Raw genomic sequence first — 14373 nt, forward strand, 5'->3', positions numbered from 1 at the left:
CCTTTTTGGTCCTCTCTTATACAGAGATTTCTTACTTCAGATATATTATCCAACCTGTGAAAATGTGGGTTACTTTAGCGTTCTTTTATACTTCGAAACAGAATCCACTACTTGGTATTTATGAACAAACATCACTTCCACATTTAACTCACTTTCTAATCTGTTCCTTAAGAATTCTGATTTAACGGGGAATTTCTCAGCTACAATACAAGCAATTTTAGATTTCTTTGTATTGTTTATTTCGGACACTTTACTTACTGTTTTTATTATTTCTTGTTCTCCAACCATCCCCAGTTTCACCTGTATGTAAATCTGTTCTGTGTGATTTTCGCCAATTAAATCAATTTTTAAATTTTTATCATAATAATCAGAAGCTTCCTTAACCTCATAGTCAAAACCTCTAAAATATTCCATTGCAGCAACTTCTGACAATTGACCTTTTGCAACTTGAAAAGTGTTTAAAACTTTAGCCAAGTCTTTCTGTCTAGCTTTTAGGCTATCTGGGTGAGGTTCATTTATTATTCCAAATTCATAAGTTGCTTTAAAAACATTAATCCAAAAGAAATCTTCAGGGTTGGAAATGATTGTATCAACGATTTCATCAACTAAGTTTTCTTTATTAAATTCTTCAAGGTCTTTAGTGACTAATAAATTGCAAATCTCATTAGAACTTTGCTCCATAAAATGAATATGCAATTCACCAATGTTTTCACCTAAGTAGTATATATCGTATTGCTCACTAGAAGCAGTTCGAATTGCTCTACGGAACTTAAAGTCACTCATTTCAAAACTCCATTCACATTAAGTGTCATAATATATAACTTACTCACCACAAAATAACATTTTATACATAATACGAACTTAACTCTTATAAAGTTTCAACAAAAGCAAATTTTAAACATATTATCTCGAAACTGAGTCTTCAACTAACCTGCCCTATACTGGAAGACTCAGCTTCAAGATATATTCCTGAAAATCAAATAAATATACAGAAGGTATTTAACCTAGATGAAAAAGGGCTACTACAGATTGAGGATTTTGAGTCAGATGCAACAGTAAAACTATCCGATGATAGAACAAGCTTATTAGATAAAGGAGAACATGAAAAGGCTGTTTAACCTATCTGGTCTGGAGTGTACCGAGTAAAGTTTTGATGTACTACCTTTATTATTGAATCTTACTGATAACGGAGCATTACATATGCATTTTAATTCAAATTTGAAATTTCATTAGTGGGAAGACACTTTAGGACAGGCCAAAATGCTGATTATCAAGCAAAAAAGCCGGACAAAAAATGCCCAGCTTTCTTTACCTTGTGATTATAGGGATTCGGGTAAAATTTCACTCTCATATTTACGAATTGATGCAATTCGCCTGCCAGCGATTTGTTTTTTATTTAAGATTTTCAGCTTTTATATTTATTCATGAATTTGACAACATCCTCGCGATCCACAAGGACCTTTCCCTCTAACTCAATAACGGGTAAACCAAGCCTTTCTAATTTTTGTAGGTGTCCAAAAGAGATTCCAATAAACTCACAACATTGTTTTTTGGTCATGAACCTCCCTGCTCCACTAGCATTCTTAGCAGCTTCAAATGCTTCTTTACTAAGTTCATAAAAAAATTCATAATATTTATCTCTAAATTCATTTGATACTTGTAATGGTATGAAAGTATCCATAATTTCTATTCACTCCTTTTGTTTACTATGTTAGTAAATTTTTTACTTACTTTAGTGTACACTACTCTCATAAAAGAAACAATACTTTAGTAAGAAAAAAATTTACTTAGTAAAGATAGTGTGTAATAATGAGGTTTAAAGGAGGGAGAACTTTTAAATGGATGCTAAAGAATTTGGGGCTAAGCTTAAGGAGCTTAGAAAGCAGAAAAAAATTACATTACTCGACTTAAAAGCTAGAACAGGCTATTCTGATTCTTACTTGTCTCAAATCGAAAACGGTTATAAAGATTTACCTAAGCCCGCTTTATTGAGAAAGCTTGCTATAGGATTAGACATTTCACCTATTTATTTAATGAATTTAGCCGGTTATTCAGATTCTTATATAGATGTGGAAAATGGTCATGTAAAACCTACAGGTAATGAGCCTTTTAAAGATGAAAAAACTCTAAATGAAAGGAGAAATATAGAGGTTAGCCTTCCATGCACAGAAGAAAATAAAAAGAAACACGGAGAGAATACGATTCGGGAATTATCAGATGATGAATTAAGAAGAAGATTATTTGACCTTCATGATCTTCTCAATATGAAGGTTGACTTATACTATAAGAATGCATCTTTAACAGATGAAAAACGCAATAAAATTAAAACTATGCTTGAATTAATTTTTGATTAATGTATTCACTTTCCTATATATAAGCTGCCAGCGTATTGGAAAGGAAAGTACTATGACCAATATTAAAAAGTACAAAAAGAATGACGGTACCAACGCTTATATGTTTAATGTATATCTCGGTACAGACCCGGTCACTGGAAAAAAGAAACGAACAACACGACGAGGCTTCAAAACAAAGAAAGAAGCAAATATCGCGCTATCTAATATAATAGTGGAAGCTGATGAACTAGGGCTTCGCCAAAATGATCATATAACCTTCCAGGAAGTTTTTGAGGATTGGTTTAAGCAACATCGTAAAGAAGTGAAGCCAACTACAGGGTACGCAATCGAGAGTAGATTCAGACGCAGAATTCTTCCAGTCTTCGGTCCTTACAAAATGAAAGATATATCCCGCTCGCATTGTCAAAAAGCTATTAACGCTTGGGCCCAGGAACTTAAAACCTTCAAGGATTATAAGATACAAGCTAACCTGGTCTTCCGCTATGCCATGAAAATGGACATTATTAAGAGCAATCCTATGGAATATGTCACGTTGCCGAAACTAAAACATGAGATGGAATATAATGCGGAACTGGAAGAGAAAAAGCATTACTACACGCGAGAAGAACTCAAGAGCTTTCTGAAGTCTATTCAGGACGATTACATGGTATATACCATGTTTCGGCTACTCGCGTTCACTGGAGCCCGTAAAGGGGAATTATACGCCTTGCATTGGTCAGACGTGGACTTTAATCATAAGAAAATCAGTTTTAAAAAGACACTGATTCACACCAGTGGCCAAAAGCAGCTTCAGACATCAAAAACAAAGGCCTCTAGGCGTGTTGTAAACGTGGATGATGAAACCCTTGCGATCTTAAAAAAGTGGCGCGGAAAGCAAATACAGCGCTATTTAACGCTTGCGGCTCCTTTTCAATCTGATGATAAGCAACCCATCTTTACGGTCTATAATCAGTTAAAACATGACATGGATTATTGTCGACTGGCTTACTTAAATGAGAAGTTGGAGCGCATATATCTAAAGAATCCGGAGCTCGCCCAGATAAATGTTCACGCCTTCCGGCATACACACGCTAGTTTATTATTTGCAGCCGGTGCTTCCATTAAAGATGTACAAACCCGCCTTGGCCACACCGACATTCAAACCACCATGGATATTTACACACACGTGACCGATGAAGCGAAGGAGAAAACAGGCGAGATGTTCCAGAAGTACATGAACTTTTAGCCAAGGGTATTCAATGGGTATTCAATTCTAAATTCGGACATGAAAAAGCCCTCCCTGCTCGATAAGAGCAAAGAGGGCAAACCCTTGATATATAAGGTTTATTAACGCTTGGAGAACTGTGGAGCACGACGAGCACCTTTAAGACCGTATTTCTTACGCTCTTTCATACGTGCGTCACGCGTTAGCAATCCTGCGCGTTTTAGTGGTGTGCGGTATTCTGGATCTGCTTCTAACAAAGCACGAGCGATACCGTGACGGATTGCACCAGCTTGTCCAGTGAATCCTCCACCGTCTACGTTTACATAAACATCATAGTTACCTTCTGTTTCTGTAACAGCTAAAGGCTGTTTCAGAATCATGCGAAGAGTTTCATATGGAAAGAAGTCTTCAGCATCACGTTTGTTGACTACTACACGACCAGTTCCTGGAACAAGACGTACACGAGCAGTTGATTTCTTACGACGTCCAGTACCGGAGTATTGTACTTGTGCCACTCTTGATTACCTCCTTTTATTATCCGCGAAGTTCGTAAACTTCTGGTTGTTGTGCTTCATGCTTGTGTTCGTTACCAGCATAAACATGAAGTTTCTTACCCATCTTACGTCCAAGGCTTCCTTTTGGCAGCATACCTTTAACAGCAAGTTCTAGCATTTGCTCTGGGTATTTTGTGCGCATTTCGTTAGCTGAACGGGCTTTCAATCCACCAGGGTGGTTTGAATGACGATAGTAGATCTTGTCGTTGATTTTATTGCCTGTAAGTTGAATCTCTCCAGCGTTGATGATGATTACGTGATCACCTGTGTCAACATGGGGAGTGTACGTTGGTTTATTTTTACCGCGAAGGATCGCAGCAACTTCGCTTGATAAACGGCCAAGTGTCTGCCCTGCAGCATCCACAACATACCATTTACGTTCCACGTTGTTTTCATTTGCCATGAAAGTTGTGCGCATGTCGGTTTCCCTCCTGAATTGTTAATTTTTACAAAGCTTCGTTTATTTATCTCAAATACGATTAGTTTCCGGGGCTAATCGTGGTATAGAAATAAAATGCCATAGAATATAATATAACACTCTTATTACTAATGTCAAGAGATTATACACCAGGAATCGTTGTTATTATAATAAAATTTATTATCCGCCCTTATTCATAATCAACCTTCCATAAGAAAAGTCCATGCGGAGGAGCCGTATTTCCTGCGAATTCACGATTCTCTTTCTCAATAATAGACAAAATATCTGCTGGTTCTCTTTCGTGATGCCCTACTTCAAGCAATGTGCCTACAATGATCCTCACCATATTATACAAAAAGCCTGAACCTTTGAATTGAAAGATGAGTTCTTCACCTTTCTGAACAATAGAAGCCTGATGAATGGTGCGTACTTTGCTTCCTTTCACATCAGACTTTGGTGAACAAAAAGAAGTAAAGTTATGCTCTCCTTCTATATACCGGCAAGCTTCTTTCATAGCTGAGACATCTAATTCTTTTCTAATATGATAATAATAATGGCGCTTAAAAATATTGGGCTCTTTAGAATTCCAAATGAAATAGCGGTATTCTTTTCCCTTGGTATCGTAGCGGGCATGAAAATCGCTGCTTACCGGTTCAGCTTTGGTTACCGTTATGTCTGCAGGAAGCATAGTAGCGAGGGCCCGTTTCCAATTCTCCATTGGAAGCTTCAGCTCGGTATCAAAATGAATGACTTGTCCAATTGCATGAACCCCGGAGTCTGTTCGCCCAGAAGCTATCACTTTTATTTTCCGGCCCTTATGCATTTTAGTAAGAACTTTTTCTAACTTTTCCTGTACGGTTATTCCATTTAGTTGAACTTGATACCCCGCATAGTTGGTACCGTCATATTGAATGATACATCGTATTCGCTGCAAAACGTTTTCCTCCATTTAACTTCTGGTTAAGAAAAGCCCAATTACTAATAAAATGAACATGATATATAAATAGACATCTGATTTACCTAAATGTAGTTCTCTTAATTTTGTCCGGCCTTCCCCGCCTTGATAACCTCGCGCTTCCATGGCCATAGCAAGCTCCTCAGCTCTTTTAAAAGCACTGACAAACAAAGGTACCAAAAGAGGAATCACCGCCTTCACACGGTCTTTAAATGAGCCTGTGCGGAAATCCACTCCCCGGGAAGCCTGTGCTTTTGATATCTTCTCTGTTTCTTGCATAAGAGTAGGAATAAATCTTAAAGAAATTGACATCATTAAGGCTAGCTCGTGAACAGGGAAGTTTACTTTCTTCAAGGGACCTAAAAGCTCTTCTATCGCATCCGTAATTTCAATAGGTGTGGTCGTAAATGTTAAAAGGGAGGTTACCATGATTAATAGAAAGAAGCGAAGGGATATGGCAGCTCCCTGAATAAGCCCCTCTTCATAAATCTCCCACCCTAAGATACTCACCAATACCTCTCCTTGTTTGGTTACTATAAGGTGAAGCAGGAAAGTGAAAATGACTAAAAACCATACGGGCTTAAGGCCCTTCATAATATAGGTGAGCGGGATACGGGAAGTGGCAGCACTCCCAATAGCAAATAAAGCAAGAAGTCCATAGCTCATAACAGAATTAGCAAAAAACACAATGATGACAAAGAAAAAAATAATCGCGATTTTAGACCTTGGATCCAGCCGGTGAACAAATGAATCACCCGGAATATACTGACCGATGATCATTGAATTACTCATACACCCGGTCCCCTTTCACTATACGGGTTAATTCCTTTGCTAATTCTGCTATGCTCTGACCCGTGTATTCAAGTTCCACTCCGAGCTGCTCCCTGACTTTCGTTACAAACTGTATAACTTCAGGCACATCAAGCTGAACATCCTCGAGTGCTTGTTGTTGTTTAAAGATCTCCAGCGGAGCACCTTCCATATAAACCTCACCCTGATTGAGAATCACAATGTGATCTGCATAAGCAAGTGCATCTTCCATGCTGTGAGTGACTAAAATCGTAGTGAGCTGCTTATCTTTATGCAGCCGATGGAACATCTGCATAATTTCTTTCTGACCATTAGGATCCAGACCCGCAGTGGGCTCATCAAGTACAAGTACTCGCGGATCCATAGCAAGCACCCCGGAAATAGCTACCCGTCGCATTTGACCTCCGCTTAAGTCAAATGGGGATCGTTCGAGGAGATCCTCATGAATTTGAGTTGCTTTTACAGCTTCTCGTGTTCTTCGGTGGATTTCTTCTTGGGGAACCCCAAAGTTCTGAGGACCAAATGCAATATCCTTTGCTACAGTTTCCTCGAATAATTGGTGCTCCGGGTACTGAAAAACAACTCCCACTTGTTCACGGAGATTTCTAAGCTGCTTGTTTTTTTCATTAGCCTTAAGATGATACTCTCCAACTTTCACCTCACCACTCGTGGGTTGAAGCAAACCATTCAGGTGTTGAATAAGGGTGGATTTCCCAGAACCTGTATGCCCAATCACTGCTACATAAGCACCAGAGTTGATTTTAAAGGACACTTCATCCAGAGCACGATGTTCAAAAGGGGTATTGGGTTGATAGGTGTAACTTACCTTGTCGAATGAAATGTCCATAATTCCTCCAGTAACTCCTGGTGATTCAGTGGCTCACGTGTTAGAGGCAGACCAGCACCCTTTAATTCCTCTGCCAGTTTGCTTACAAAAGGAGTATCTAAGCCAATTTCAATTAATTGTTCCTTCTTCCTGAAGAGCTCTCTTGGTGTGCCTTCCATCCAAATCTCTCCCCCGTTCATTACAATCACCCTGTCCGCCTGCGTAACTTCTAATAAATCATGAGTAATAGTGACGAGGGAAAGATCTCGCGCGGACTGCACTTCACGAATGGTTTCCATGATTTCTTTTCGACCTTTAGGATCAAGCATCGCAGTTGCTTCATCCAGAATAATATATTGGGGCGATACGGCTAGCACACTGGCAATGGCGACTCTTTGCTTTTGACCTCCGGAAAGCCGATGAGGTTCATGGCGTTCGTAACCATTCATCCCAACGGCCTCTAAGCTCTCTGTAATACGTTTTAACATTAAGTCTCTTGCCATACCATGGTTCTCCATACCAAAAGCCACGTCGTCTCTTACTGTAGTACCCACAAACTGGTTGTCCGGATTCTGAAAAACCATACCTACTTTCCTGCGTATATCCCATACACTCGAAGCTGTAACCTGCTGTCCGTCTACCAGAATTTCCCCTTCTTGAGGAAATAACAAACCATTCATTAACTTAGCAATGGTAGATTTTCCGGAGCCGTTATGACCAATCATCGCAACCCATTCATTATTATTAATCGTAAAACTTACATCCTTAAGAACCCACGGCATATCTTCCTGGTACCGAAATGAAACATTTCTAAACTCAATTTGAGTGTTGCCCATACATTTCTCCTCCACTCATCTGACTATTTCCCAGGAAATACGACATATTTCTGGATTTCAGATCTTTGCACTTCCATAGCATATTTTGAGACATTCAGGTCATAGTAAATATAGTATTTTTGACAAATAAAAAAAGGGCTGGATTCAACCTCATGATGAGATTCATTCCTGCCCTTTTATACCTGTGGTAATCATTAAACTAATTCAATGATCGCCATTTTAGCTCCATCACCTTTACGCTCGCCTAGCTTAAGCACGCGAGTGTAACCACCTTGACGGTCCTCATAGCGTGGGCCAATGTCAGAGAATAGCTTCTGTAGAGCTGTCTGATCTCCTTCTTCATCAGCGTCAGCCTTATAGAGGAATGACTCAGCTTGACGACGGGCATGAAGATCGCCGCGTTTACCTAGAGTAATCATTTTTTCTACTACAGAGCGAAGCTCTTTTGCTTTAGCTTCTGTTGTTTCTAAACGCTCATGAATGATCAAGTCGGTCGCTAAATTGCGAAGAAGCGCCAAACGTTGATCAGTGGTACGTCCTAGTTTTCTAGCCATTGATAATCCCTCCCTTACGGTTAACTCTATGATGCTCTATAATCAGTCTTCTTTTCTTAAACCTAGTCCAAGTTCATCCAACTTGTACTTCACTTCTTCAAGTGACTTGCGTCCAAGGTTACGGACTTTCATCATGTCCTCTTCCGATTTATTCGCAAGTTCCTGTACTGTATTGATACCAGCACGCTTCAAGCAGTTGTATGAACGAACGGAAAGATCAAGCTCTTCAATCGTCATCTCAAGAACTTTCTCTTTTTGGTCCTCTTCTTTCTCAACCATGATTTCAGCTTTTTGAGCTTCATCAGTTAAGCCGACAAAGATATTGAGGTGCTCCATATAGATCTTAGCTCCAAGAGAAATGGCTTCTTCGGGACGAATGCTTCCGTCTGTCCACACGTCCAAAGTAAGTTTATCGAAGTTTGAAGTTTGACCAATTCTTGTATTTTCAACTTGATACGTTACACGGGATACTGGCGTAAAGATTGAATCAACCGGGATGACGCCAATCGGCAGGTCCTCATGGTTGTTTCCTTCCGCAGGTCGATATCCTCGACCACGTTCCGCTGTAATACGCATACGAAGATTAGCTGTGCTATCTAATGTGGCAATATGAAGATCCGGGTTAAGAACTTCAACATCACTATCATGCGTAATATCTGCAGCTGTGACTTTTCCTTCTCCCTGTACATCAATTTCTAAAGTCTTTTCTTCGTCAGAATAAACTTTCAAAGCTAGTTTCTTCAGATTCAAAATGACGGTAGTTACATCTTCTACAACACCATCAATGGTAGAGAATTCGTGAAGAACACCCTCAATTTGAACTGATGTTACAGCAGAGCCAGGAAGTGAGGATAATAGGATACGACGCAAGGAGTTACCTAGAGTTGTACCATACCCACGCTCAAGCGGTTCTACGACGAACTTACCAAAAGTGGACTCATCGCTGATCTCAACCGTTTCAATTTTTGGCTTTTCAATTTCGATCATTTACACTAAACCCTCCTTCAAAACGTCGAAACCCCGGTTAGACCACTAGTCTAACCGAAATTCCTCAGGTAGGCAGTTCCGATACAAGACAACTGCATTTTTTCACTGTCTACATGCGATTGATTTAAAAACCTATCATAACCCATTATAGACAGGGTGACAAATTCTATTCAGAACTATTATACGCGACGACGTTTTGGTGGACGGCAACCATTGTGTGGAACTGGAGTCACGTCACGGATTGCCGTGATATCAAGACCTGCTGCTTGTAGTGAACGGATCGCTGCTTCACGACCTGCACCAGGGCCTTTAACTGTAACTTCTAGAGTTTTCATACCGTTGTCCATAGCATCTTTCGCTGCAGCTTCTGAAGCCATTTGAGCAGCAAATGGAGTAGATTTACGGGATCCTTTGAAACCAAGGGAACCTGCACTGCTCCAGCTGATGACGTTTCCTTGAACATCAGTGATCGTAACGATTGTGTTGTTGAATGTAGAGCGGATGTGTGCCATTCCCGACTCTATATTCTTTTTCGCCTTACGTTTACGAGTACGTGTGTGTCCTTTACGTGCCATAAGGTTAGCTTACCTCCTTTATCTTTCGTTTATTTACGCTTGTTGGCCACTGTACGACGTGGGCCTTTACGTGTACGAGAGTTGTTTTTTGTCTTTTGTCCACGAAGCGGAAGCCCGCGGCGGTGACGGATTCCACGGTAAGAACCGATCTCAATCAAACGTTTAATGTTTAGAGAGTTCTCACGGCGAAGATCACCTTCAACGTTTTGGTTATCAACTGCTTTACGAATCTTAGCAAGTTCGTCTTCTGTAAGATCGCGAACACGAGTGTTCTCTGAAACGCCAGCTTCAGCCAGGATTTCAGCAGCTAGTGATTTACCAACACCATAGATATAAGTTAATGAAACGACGATGCGCTTATCGCGCGGAACGTCTACACCTGCTATACGTGCCATGTGCTACGTACACCTCCTTCAGATTAACCTTGTTTTTGTTTATGCTTAGGGTTTTCACAGATTACCATGACTTTACCTTTTCGTTTGATGACTTTGCATTTTTCGCAAATTGGTTTTACAGAAGGCCTTACCTTCATCATCCATACCTCCTTTAAGATCGGAGTTTTTATTTATAACGGTACGTAATACGTCCTTTAGTTAAATCATACGGGGATAGTTCAACCGTAACTTTGTCCCCAGGCAGAATTCGAATGAAGTGCATGCGAATTTTACCGGAAACATGTGCTAAAACGGTATGACCGTTCTCGAGTTCCACCTTAAACTGTGCATTTGGTAAGGTTTCAACGACGGTCCCCTCTACTTCAATTACATCGTCTTTCGCCATCGAGTTGATCTCCCTTCTTCAAATCAGTCACTGCTTCATTGACATATTTTGATACGGCAAATCGAAGCTTGCCATTTGTGACGCGACCAGTTTCTAGAAGGCTGTTCTGGACTTCCGGAGAGATGAAATCCATAAGCTCAATATGCTGCAAATTCTTTTTCTTTGGTCGATCATACTTACGTTTCTCTCCATCGGCAAGCAGCACAAAGCGGCCATCCAGTACATCGATAACTACCGCATACTGTCCTGCCTCACGCCCCTGCACAATACGAACAATTTGACCTATTCGTGGACTCGACTCAGATTCGTTCAAACACGATCACCTTCATTTAGGATTTTGTTAATACTTCGTAACCCTCTTCTGTAATCGCGATGGTGTGTTCAAAATGCGCACACATTTTACCATCTTTTGTGACCACAGTCCAACGATCGGGCAGGGTTTTCACATAACGTGATCCCGCATTAACCATTGGTTCTACAGCCAATACCATTCCCGGCTTAAGCCGAGGACCTTTATTCGGCGGGCCATAATGAGGGATCTGGGGAGCCTCATGAAGCTTCCTGCCTACTCCGTGTCCTACGTACTCACGAACAATCGAAAATCCTTTCGATTCAGCGTAGCTTTGAATGGCATGGGATATATTTGAAAGGCGCTCACCTGGTTTTGCTTCATCAAGTCCTTTGAACAATGATGTCTCTGTCACTTTTAGCAAATCCAATGTTTCATCATCTACAGTGCCCACCGGATAAGTCCAGGCCGAGTCACCATGATAACCTTGGTATTTAGCACCAATATCAATACTAATAATATCTCCTTCATCCAATACCCGATCTCCAGGTATTCCATGGACGAGCTCTTCATTGACCGATGTGCAAATACTACCACGGAATCCATTATAACCTTTAAAAGATGGGATTGCATCCATACTGCGTATGAAATCATCAGCAATCTTATCCAATTCGCCAGTTGTTATCCCTGGGCGGATATTTCTTTCCATCTCCTGGTGCGTTAAGGCGACTATTCTGCCAGCTTCCCGCATAATATCTAATTCCCGTGGCGTTTTACAATTAATCATTTAGATAGGTCTCCAAGTACTTCATCAATGTTTTTGAATACGTCGTTGATATCCTTATCCCCTTCAAAAGATACTAAATATCCTTTGTCGCGGTAAAAGTCCAGAAGTGGCTGTTGCTGTTCCACATTCACTTCAAGACGTTTCTTTACAGTGTCAGGTTGATCGTCTTCTCGTTGAATCAACTCAGAGCCATCATGATCGCATTTCCCTTCTTCTTCAGGAGGGTTAAATACTACATGATAAGTGGCACCGCAAGTCGGGCAGATGCGTCGTCCAGTCAGACGCTCGATGAGTTGGTCTTTTGGAACATCGATATGAAGCACGTGGTCTAACGTGTCATCCATATCGCTTAGCAAATTTTCAAGGGCGTCAGCTTGAGCAATGGTTCTCGGAAAGCCATCCAGAAGAAAACCTTCCTTACAATCCGGTTTGCTCAGACGCTCGCGAACGATTCCGATGGTAACTTCATCCGGAACCAATTCGCCTTTGTCCATATATGATTTAGCTTCCTTACCTAGTGCTGTTCCTTCTTTGATAGCTAATCGGAACATATCTCCAGTTGAGATATGAGGGATGTTATATTTTTCGACTATCTTCTCTGCCTGCGTGCCTTTACCAGCACCAGGAAGACCCATCAGAATTAAGTTCAACGTGTTCCCCTCGCTCTCATTATTCATTAGTTCTTCACTAATTATTTAATAAATCCTTTATAGTGACGTTTTACAAGCTGACTCTCCAACTGTTTCATCATTTCCAGAGCAACCCCAACAACGATGAGTAAGCTGGTTCCGCCAATTTGAACGGTTGGCGGCAGTTGTGCCACAGAACCTAAGATGATCGGCAGGATTGAGACGGCTGCCAGGAAGATAGATCCTACAAACGTTAATCGGTACATCACTCGCGTCAAATACGTTTCTGTATTTGCACCAGGACGTATCCCCGGGATATACCCGCCTTGCTTCTTCAAGTTCTCTGCCATTTGTTCTGGGTTAACCTGAACAAAAGTATAGAAATAAGTGAAGGCAATAATCAACGCTACATAGATAATCATTCCGGGCCAATTCTGGTAATCAAAGATATATTGAATAACAGATGCAACTTCACTATTTTCGAAGAATCCAGCTACTGTTCTAGGTGCGATAATAAAGGATATCGCGAAGATTACTGGAATTACTCCCGCAGCATTAACCTTGATTGGCAAATGTGTTGAATGTCCTCCAACAGGAGAACGGTTTACCAAACGCTTGGCATACTGGATAGGAATTTTACGCAATGCCTGCTGGATGAAAATAACTCCAACTACAACGGCCACTATAACAAGTGCGATTAACGCAATGATCACAAGATTGATAAACAGCTGATCTCCTGCACCGGAGATATACTGATCATACAATTGGTTAACACCGGTAGGAATCGCAGCTACAATACCCGCAAAGATCAGAATGGAAATACCATTTCCGACGCCGTGGGTTGTGATTTGTTCACCAAGCCACATTAGGAAAGCTGTTCCGCCTGTTAATACCAGAGCAATTACCAGGAATTTCGTAACGCCTGGATCTACGATCAATTGACCGCCCGCCAGAGCATTAAATCCGATTGACATTCCAATTGCCTGAATGAAAGCGAGAGCGATCGTTCCATAGCGGGTAAACTGAGCTAATTTTCGACGGCCGACTTCACCTTGCTTTTTCCATTCCGCAAACTTAGGGACAACATCCATCTGTAACAATTGCATGATGATTGAGGCTGTGATGTAAGGCATGATCCCCATGGCAAAGATGGAGAAGTTCTGTAATGCCCCGCCTCCAAATGTGTTCAAAAAGCCGAAAGCGTTTTGTTCATCCATGAAGTTAATAGCATCTCTGTTTGTAAATGGTACAGGGATGAATGTCCCTAACCGGAATACGATCAACATAGCTAAAGTGAAAAAGATTTTCCGTCGAATATCACCCACGCGCATAAAATTGGAGATTGTACGGAACATTAAATCACCTCAGTTTGACCGCCCGCTGCTTCAATTGCTTCTTTCGCTGAAGCAGAGAACTTATGAGCTTTCACTGTAAGTTTTTTATCGATAGATCCTTTACCAAGAACTTTAATTCCAGATTTTTGGTTGCTTACCGCACCAGAATCAAGCATTAGTTCAGGAGTAACCTCTGTTCCCTCTTCAAAACGGTTAAGAGCATCAAGGTTGATAATCGCAAATTCCTTACGGTGTACGTTAGTGAAACCACGTTTTGGAAGACGCTGGAATAGTGGCATTTGTCCACCTTCGAAGCCTGGACGAGTTTTGCTGCCTGAGCGCTGACCCTGTCCTTTGTGGCCACGACCGGATGTTTTACCATTTCCAGAAGCCATTCCACGACCTACACGATTACGTTCTTTACGAGCGCCTTTTGCCGCTTTTAGTTCATGCAGTTTCATGCGAGCACCTCCTTATTTCT

21 protein-coding genes are annotated in these 14373 nt (G+C 41.0%); 2 read left to right on the forward strand and 19 right to left on the reverse strand.

Annotated elements, in window-relative coordinates; translation table 11 throughout:
• Positions 1–69: 69 nt before the first annotated feature.
• The gene (locus LCM11_RS19135) at positions 70–783 is read right to left on the reverse strand and encodes a hypothetical protein (protein WP_224895873.1); all 714 of its coding nucleotides are present in this window, start codon (positions 781–783) and stop codon (positions 70–72) included.
• A gap of 622 nt (positions 784–1405) precedes the next feature.
• Positions 1406–1681 (reverse strand): hypothetical protein, encoded by a 276-nt coding sequence (locus LCM11_RS19140; RefSeq protein WP_224895874.1) that lies wholly within the window; start codon positions 1679–1681, stop codon positions 1406–1408.
• Between the two features lie 157 nt (positions 1682–1838).
• On the opposite strand from LCM11_RS19140, the gene LCM11_RS19145 reads away from it, so the two are divergent.
• Together LCM11_RS19145 and LCM11_RS19150 are read left to right on the forward strand one after the other, a co-directional pair.
• Positions 1839–2354 (forward strand): helix-turn-helix domain-containing protein, encoded by a 516-nt coding sequence (locus tag LCM11_RS19145; protein WP_224895875.1) that lies wholly within the window; start codon positions 1839–1841, stop codon positions 2352–2354.
• Positions 2355–2406: 52 nt separating this feature from the next.
• On the forward strand, positions 2407–3579 hold the full coding sequence (locus LCM11_RS19150; RefSeq protein ID WP_224895876.1) for a site-specific integrase: 1173 nt from the start codon (positions 2407–2409) through the stop codon (positions 3577–3579).
• Positions 3580–3680: 101 nt separating this feature from the next.
• Here the strand turns inward: LCM11_RS19150 and rpsI are convergent, their stop codons facing one another.
• From rpsI to rplO, 17 genes are all read right to left on the reverse strand, one after another.
• A complete protein-coding gene (rpsI, locus tag LCM11_RS19155; protein ID WP_014641454.1) occupies positions 3681–4073 on the reverse strand; it encodes a 30S ribosomal protein S9 in 393 nt (130 codons plus the stop codon).
• A gap of 19 nt (positions 4074–4092) precedes the next feature.
• Complete coding sequence (rplM, locus tag LCM11_RS19160) at positions 4093–4530, reverse strand: 50S ribosomal protein L13 (protein WP_014641453.1); 438 nt, start codon at positions 4528–4530, stop codon at positions 4093–4095.
• Between the two features lie 190 nt (positions 4531–4720).
• Positions 4721–5464, reverse strand: a complete 744-nt coding sequence (gene truA, locus LCM11_RS19165; RefSeq protein WP_224895877.1) for a tRNA pseudouridine(38-40) synthase TruA — start codon at positions 5462–5464, stop codon at positions 4721–4723.
• Between the two features lie 15 nt (positions 5465–5479).
• Positions 5480–6277: an energy-coupling factor transporter transmembrane component T family protein gene (locus LCM11_RS19170; RefSeq protein ID WP_224895878.1), complete on the reverse strand. Its 798-nt coding sequence runs from the start codon at positions 6275–6277 to the stop codon at positions 5480–5482.
• The gene (locus LCM11_RS19175) at positions 6270–7142 is read right to left on the reverse strand and encodes an energy-coupling factor ABC transporter ATP-binding protein (RefSeq protein ID WP_224895879.1); all 873 of its coding nucleotides are present in this window, start codon (positions 7140–7142) and stop codon (positions 6270–6272) included. Before LCM11_RS19175 ends, LCM11_RS19170 begins: the two co-directional genes overlap by 8 nt.
• Positions 7118–7957: an energy-coupling factor ABC transporter ATP-binding protein gene (locus LCM11_RS19180; RefSeq protein WP_224895880.1), complete on the reverse strand. Its 840-nt coding sequence runs from the start codon at positions 7955–7957 to the stop codon at positions 7118–7120. Before LCM11_RS19180 ends, LCM11_RS19175 begins: the two co-directional genes overlap by 25 nt.
• Positions 7958–8151: 194 nt before the next feature.
• The gene (gene rplQ / locus LCM11_RS19185; RefSeq protein ID WP_014641448.1) at positions 8152–8511 is read right to left on the reverse strand and encodes a 50S ribosomal protein L17; all 360 of its coding nucleotides are present in this window, start codon (positions 8509–8511) and stop codon (positions 8152–8154) included.
• A 42-nt stretch (positions 8512–8553) separates the two neighbouring features.
• Positions 8554–9498, reverse strand: a complete 945-nt coding sequence (locus LCM11_RS19190; RefSeq protein WP_014641447.1) for a DNA-directed RNA polymerase subunit alpha — start codon at positions 9496–9498, stop codon at positions 8554–8556.
• Between the two features lie 179 nt (positions 9499–9677).
• On the reverse strand, positions 9678–10073 hold the full coding sequence (rpsK, locus tag LCM11_RS19195; RefSeq protein ID WP_089752391.1) for a 30S ribosomal protein S11: 396 nt from the start codon (positions 10071–10073) through the stop codon (positions 9678–9680).
• Between the two features lie 29 nt (positions 10074–10102).
• Positions 10103–10468 (reverse strand): 30S ribosomal protein S13, encoded by a 366-nt coding sequence (gene rpsM / locus LCM11_RS19200; RefSeq protein ID WP_014641445.1) that lies wholly within the window; start codon positions 10466–10468, stop codon positions 10103–10105.
• A 23-nt stretch (positions 10469–10491) separates the two neighbouring features.
• Positions 10492–10605 carry a 50S ribosomal protein L36 gene (gene rpmJ, locus LCM11_RS19205; RefSeq protein WP_002509257.1) on the reverse strand — a complete coding sequence of 38 codons (114 nt, stop codon included), beginning with the start codon at positions 10603–10605 and terminating at the stop codon, positions 10492–10494.
• 29 nt (positions 10606–10634) lie between these two features.
• The gene (gene infA / locus LCM11_RS19210; RefSeq protein ID WP_027953399.1) at positions 10635–10853 is read right to left on the reverse strand and encodes a translation initiation factor IF-1; all 219 of its coding nucleotides are present in this window, start codon (positions 10851–10853) and stop codon (positions 10635–10637) included.
• Positions 10831–11166: a KOW domain-containing RNA-binding protein gene (locus LCM11_RS19215; protein ID WP_014641443.1), complete on the reverse strand. Its 336-nt coding sequence runs from the start codon at positions 11164–11166 to the stop codon at positions 10831–10833. Before LCM11_RS19215 ends, infA begins: the two co-directional genes overlap by 23 nt.
• A 16-nt stretch (positions 11167–11182) precedes the next feature.
• On the reverse strand, positions 11183–11929 hold the full coding sequence (gene map, locus LCM11_RS19220) for a type I methionyl aminopeptidase (protein ID WP_224895881.1): 747 nt from the start codon (positions 11927–11929) through the stop codon (positions 11183–11185).
• Positions 11926–12579, reverse strand: a complete 654-nt coding sequence (locus LCM11_RS19225) for an adenylate kinase (protein WP_224895882.1) — start codon at positions 12577–12579, stop codon at positions 11926–11928. Before LCM11_RS19225 ends, map begins: the two co-directional genes overlap by 4 nt.
• Before the next feature lie 41 nt (positions 12580–12620).
• Entirely contained in the window at positions 12621–13913 is a 1293-nt protein-coding gene (gene secY / locus LCM11_RS19230) for a preprotein translocase subunit SecY (protein ID WP_224895883.1), read from the reverse strand.
• Positions 13913–14353 (reverse strand): 50S ribosomal protein L15, encoded by a 441-nt coding sequence (gene rplO / locus LCM11_RS19235; RefSeq protein ID WP_089752388.1) that lies wholly within the window; start codon positions 14351–14353, stop codon positions 13913–13915. The genes secY and rplO overlap by 1 nt, the downstream gene beginning before the upstream one ends.
• Between the last annotated feature and the right edge of the window lie 20 nt (positions 14354–14373).

The sequence above is a fragment of the Halobacillus halophilus genome (assembly GCF_020171985.1).
In the GTDB taxonomy this organism is placed as follows: domain Bacteria; phylum Bacillota; class Bacilli; order Bacillales; family Halobacillaceae; genus Halobacillus; species Halobacillus halophilus_A.

What these genes read in the sequence shown, in the direction of transcription:
- LCM11_RS19170 (WP_224895878.1), bottom strand. Translation starts at nt 6,277, where the DNA reads ATGAGTAATTCAATGATCATCGGTCAGTATATTCCGGGTGATTCATTT.
- LCM11_RS19190 (WP_014641447.1), bottom strand. Translation starts at nt 9,498, where the DNA reads ATGATCGAAATTGAAAAGCCAAAAATTGAAACGGTTGAGATCAGCGAT.
- LCM11_RS19180 (WP_224895880.1), bottom strand. Translation starts at nt 7,957, where the DNA reads ATGGGCAACACTCAAATTGAGTTTAGAAATGTTTCATTTCGGTACCAG.
- LCM11_RS19150 (WP_224895876.1), top strand. Translation starts at nt 2,407, where the DNA reads ATGACCAATATTAAAAAGTACAAAAAGAATGACGGTACCAACGCTTAT.
- LCM11_RS19145 (WP_224895875.1), top strand. Translation starts at nt 1,839, where the DNA reads ATGGATGCTAAAGAATTTGGGGCTAAGCTTAAGGAGCTTAGAAAGCAG.
- rpsM (WP_014641445.1), bottom strand. Translation starts at nt 10,468, where the DNA reads ATGGCACGTATAGCAGGTGTAGACGTTCCGCGCGATAAGCGCATCGTC.
- infA (WP_027953399.1), bottom strand. Translation starts at nt 10,853, where the DNA reads ATGGCGAAAGACGATGTAATTGAAGTAGAGGGGACCGTCGTTGAAACC.
- rpmJ (WP_002509257.1), bottom strand. Translation starts at nt 10,605, where the DNA reads ATGAAGGTAAGGCCTTCTGTAAAACCAATTTGCGAAAAATGCAAAGTC.
- map (WP_224895881.1), bottom strand. Translation starts at nt 11,929, where the DNA reads ATGATTAATTGTAAAACGCCACGGGAATTAGATATTATGCGGGAAGCT.
- LCM11_RS19140 (WP_224895874.1), bottom strand. Translation starts at nt 1,681, where the DNA reads ATGGATACTTTCATACCATTACAAGTATCAAATGAATTTAGAGATAAA.
- LCM11_RS19175 (WP_224895879.1), bottom strand. Translation starts at nt 7,142, where the DNA reads ATGGACATTTCATTCGACAAGGTAAGTTACACCTATCAACCCAATACC.
- secY (WP_224895883.1), bottom strand. Translation starts at nt 13,913, where the DNA reads ATGTTCCGTACAATCTCCAATTTTATGCGCGTGGGTGATATTCGACGG.
- rpsK (WP_089752391.1), bottom strand. Translation starts at nt 10,073, where the DNA reads ATGGCACGTAAAGGACACACACGTACTCGTAAACGTAAGGCGAAAAAG.
- rplM (WP_014641453.1), bottom strand. Translation starts at nt 4,530, where the DNA reads ATGCGCACAACTTTCATGGCAAATGAAAACAACGTGGAACGTAAATGG.
- rplQ (WP_014641448.1), bottom strand. Translation starts at nt 8,511, where the DNA reads ATGGCTAGAAAACTAGGACGTACCACTGATCAACGTTTGGCGCTTCTT.
- LCM11_RS19135 (WP_224895873.1), bottom strand. Translation starts at nt 783, where the DNA reads ATGAGTGACTTTAAGTTCCGTAGAGCAATTCGAACTGCTTCTAGTGAG.
- rplO (WP_089752388.1), bottom strand. Translation starts at nt 14,353, where the DNA reads ATGAAACTGCATGAACTAAAAGCGGCAAAAGGCGCTCGTAAAGAACGT.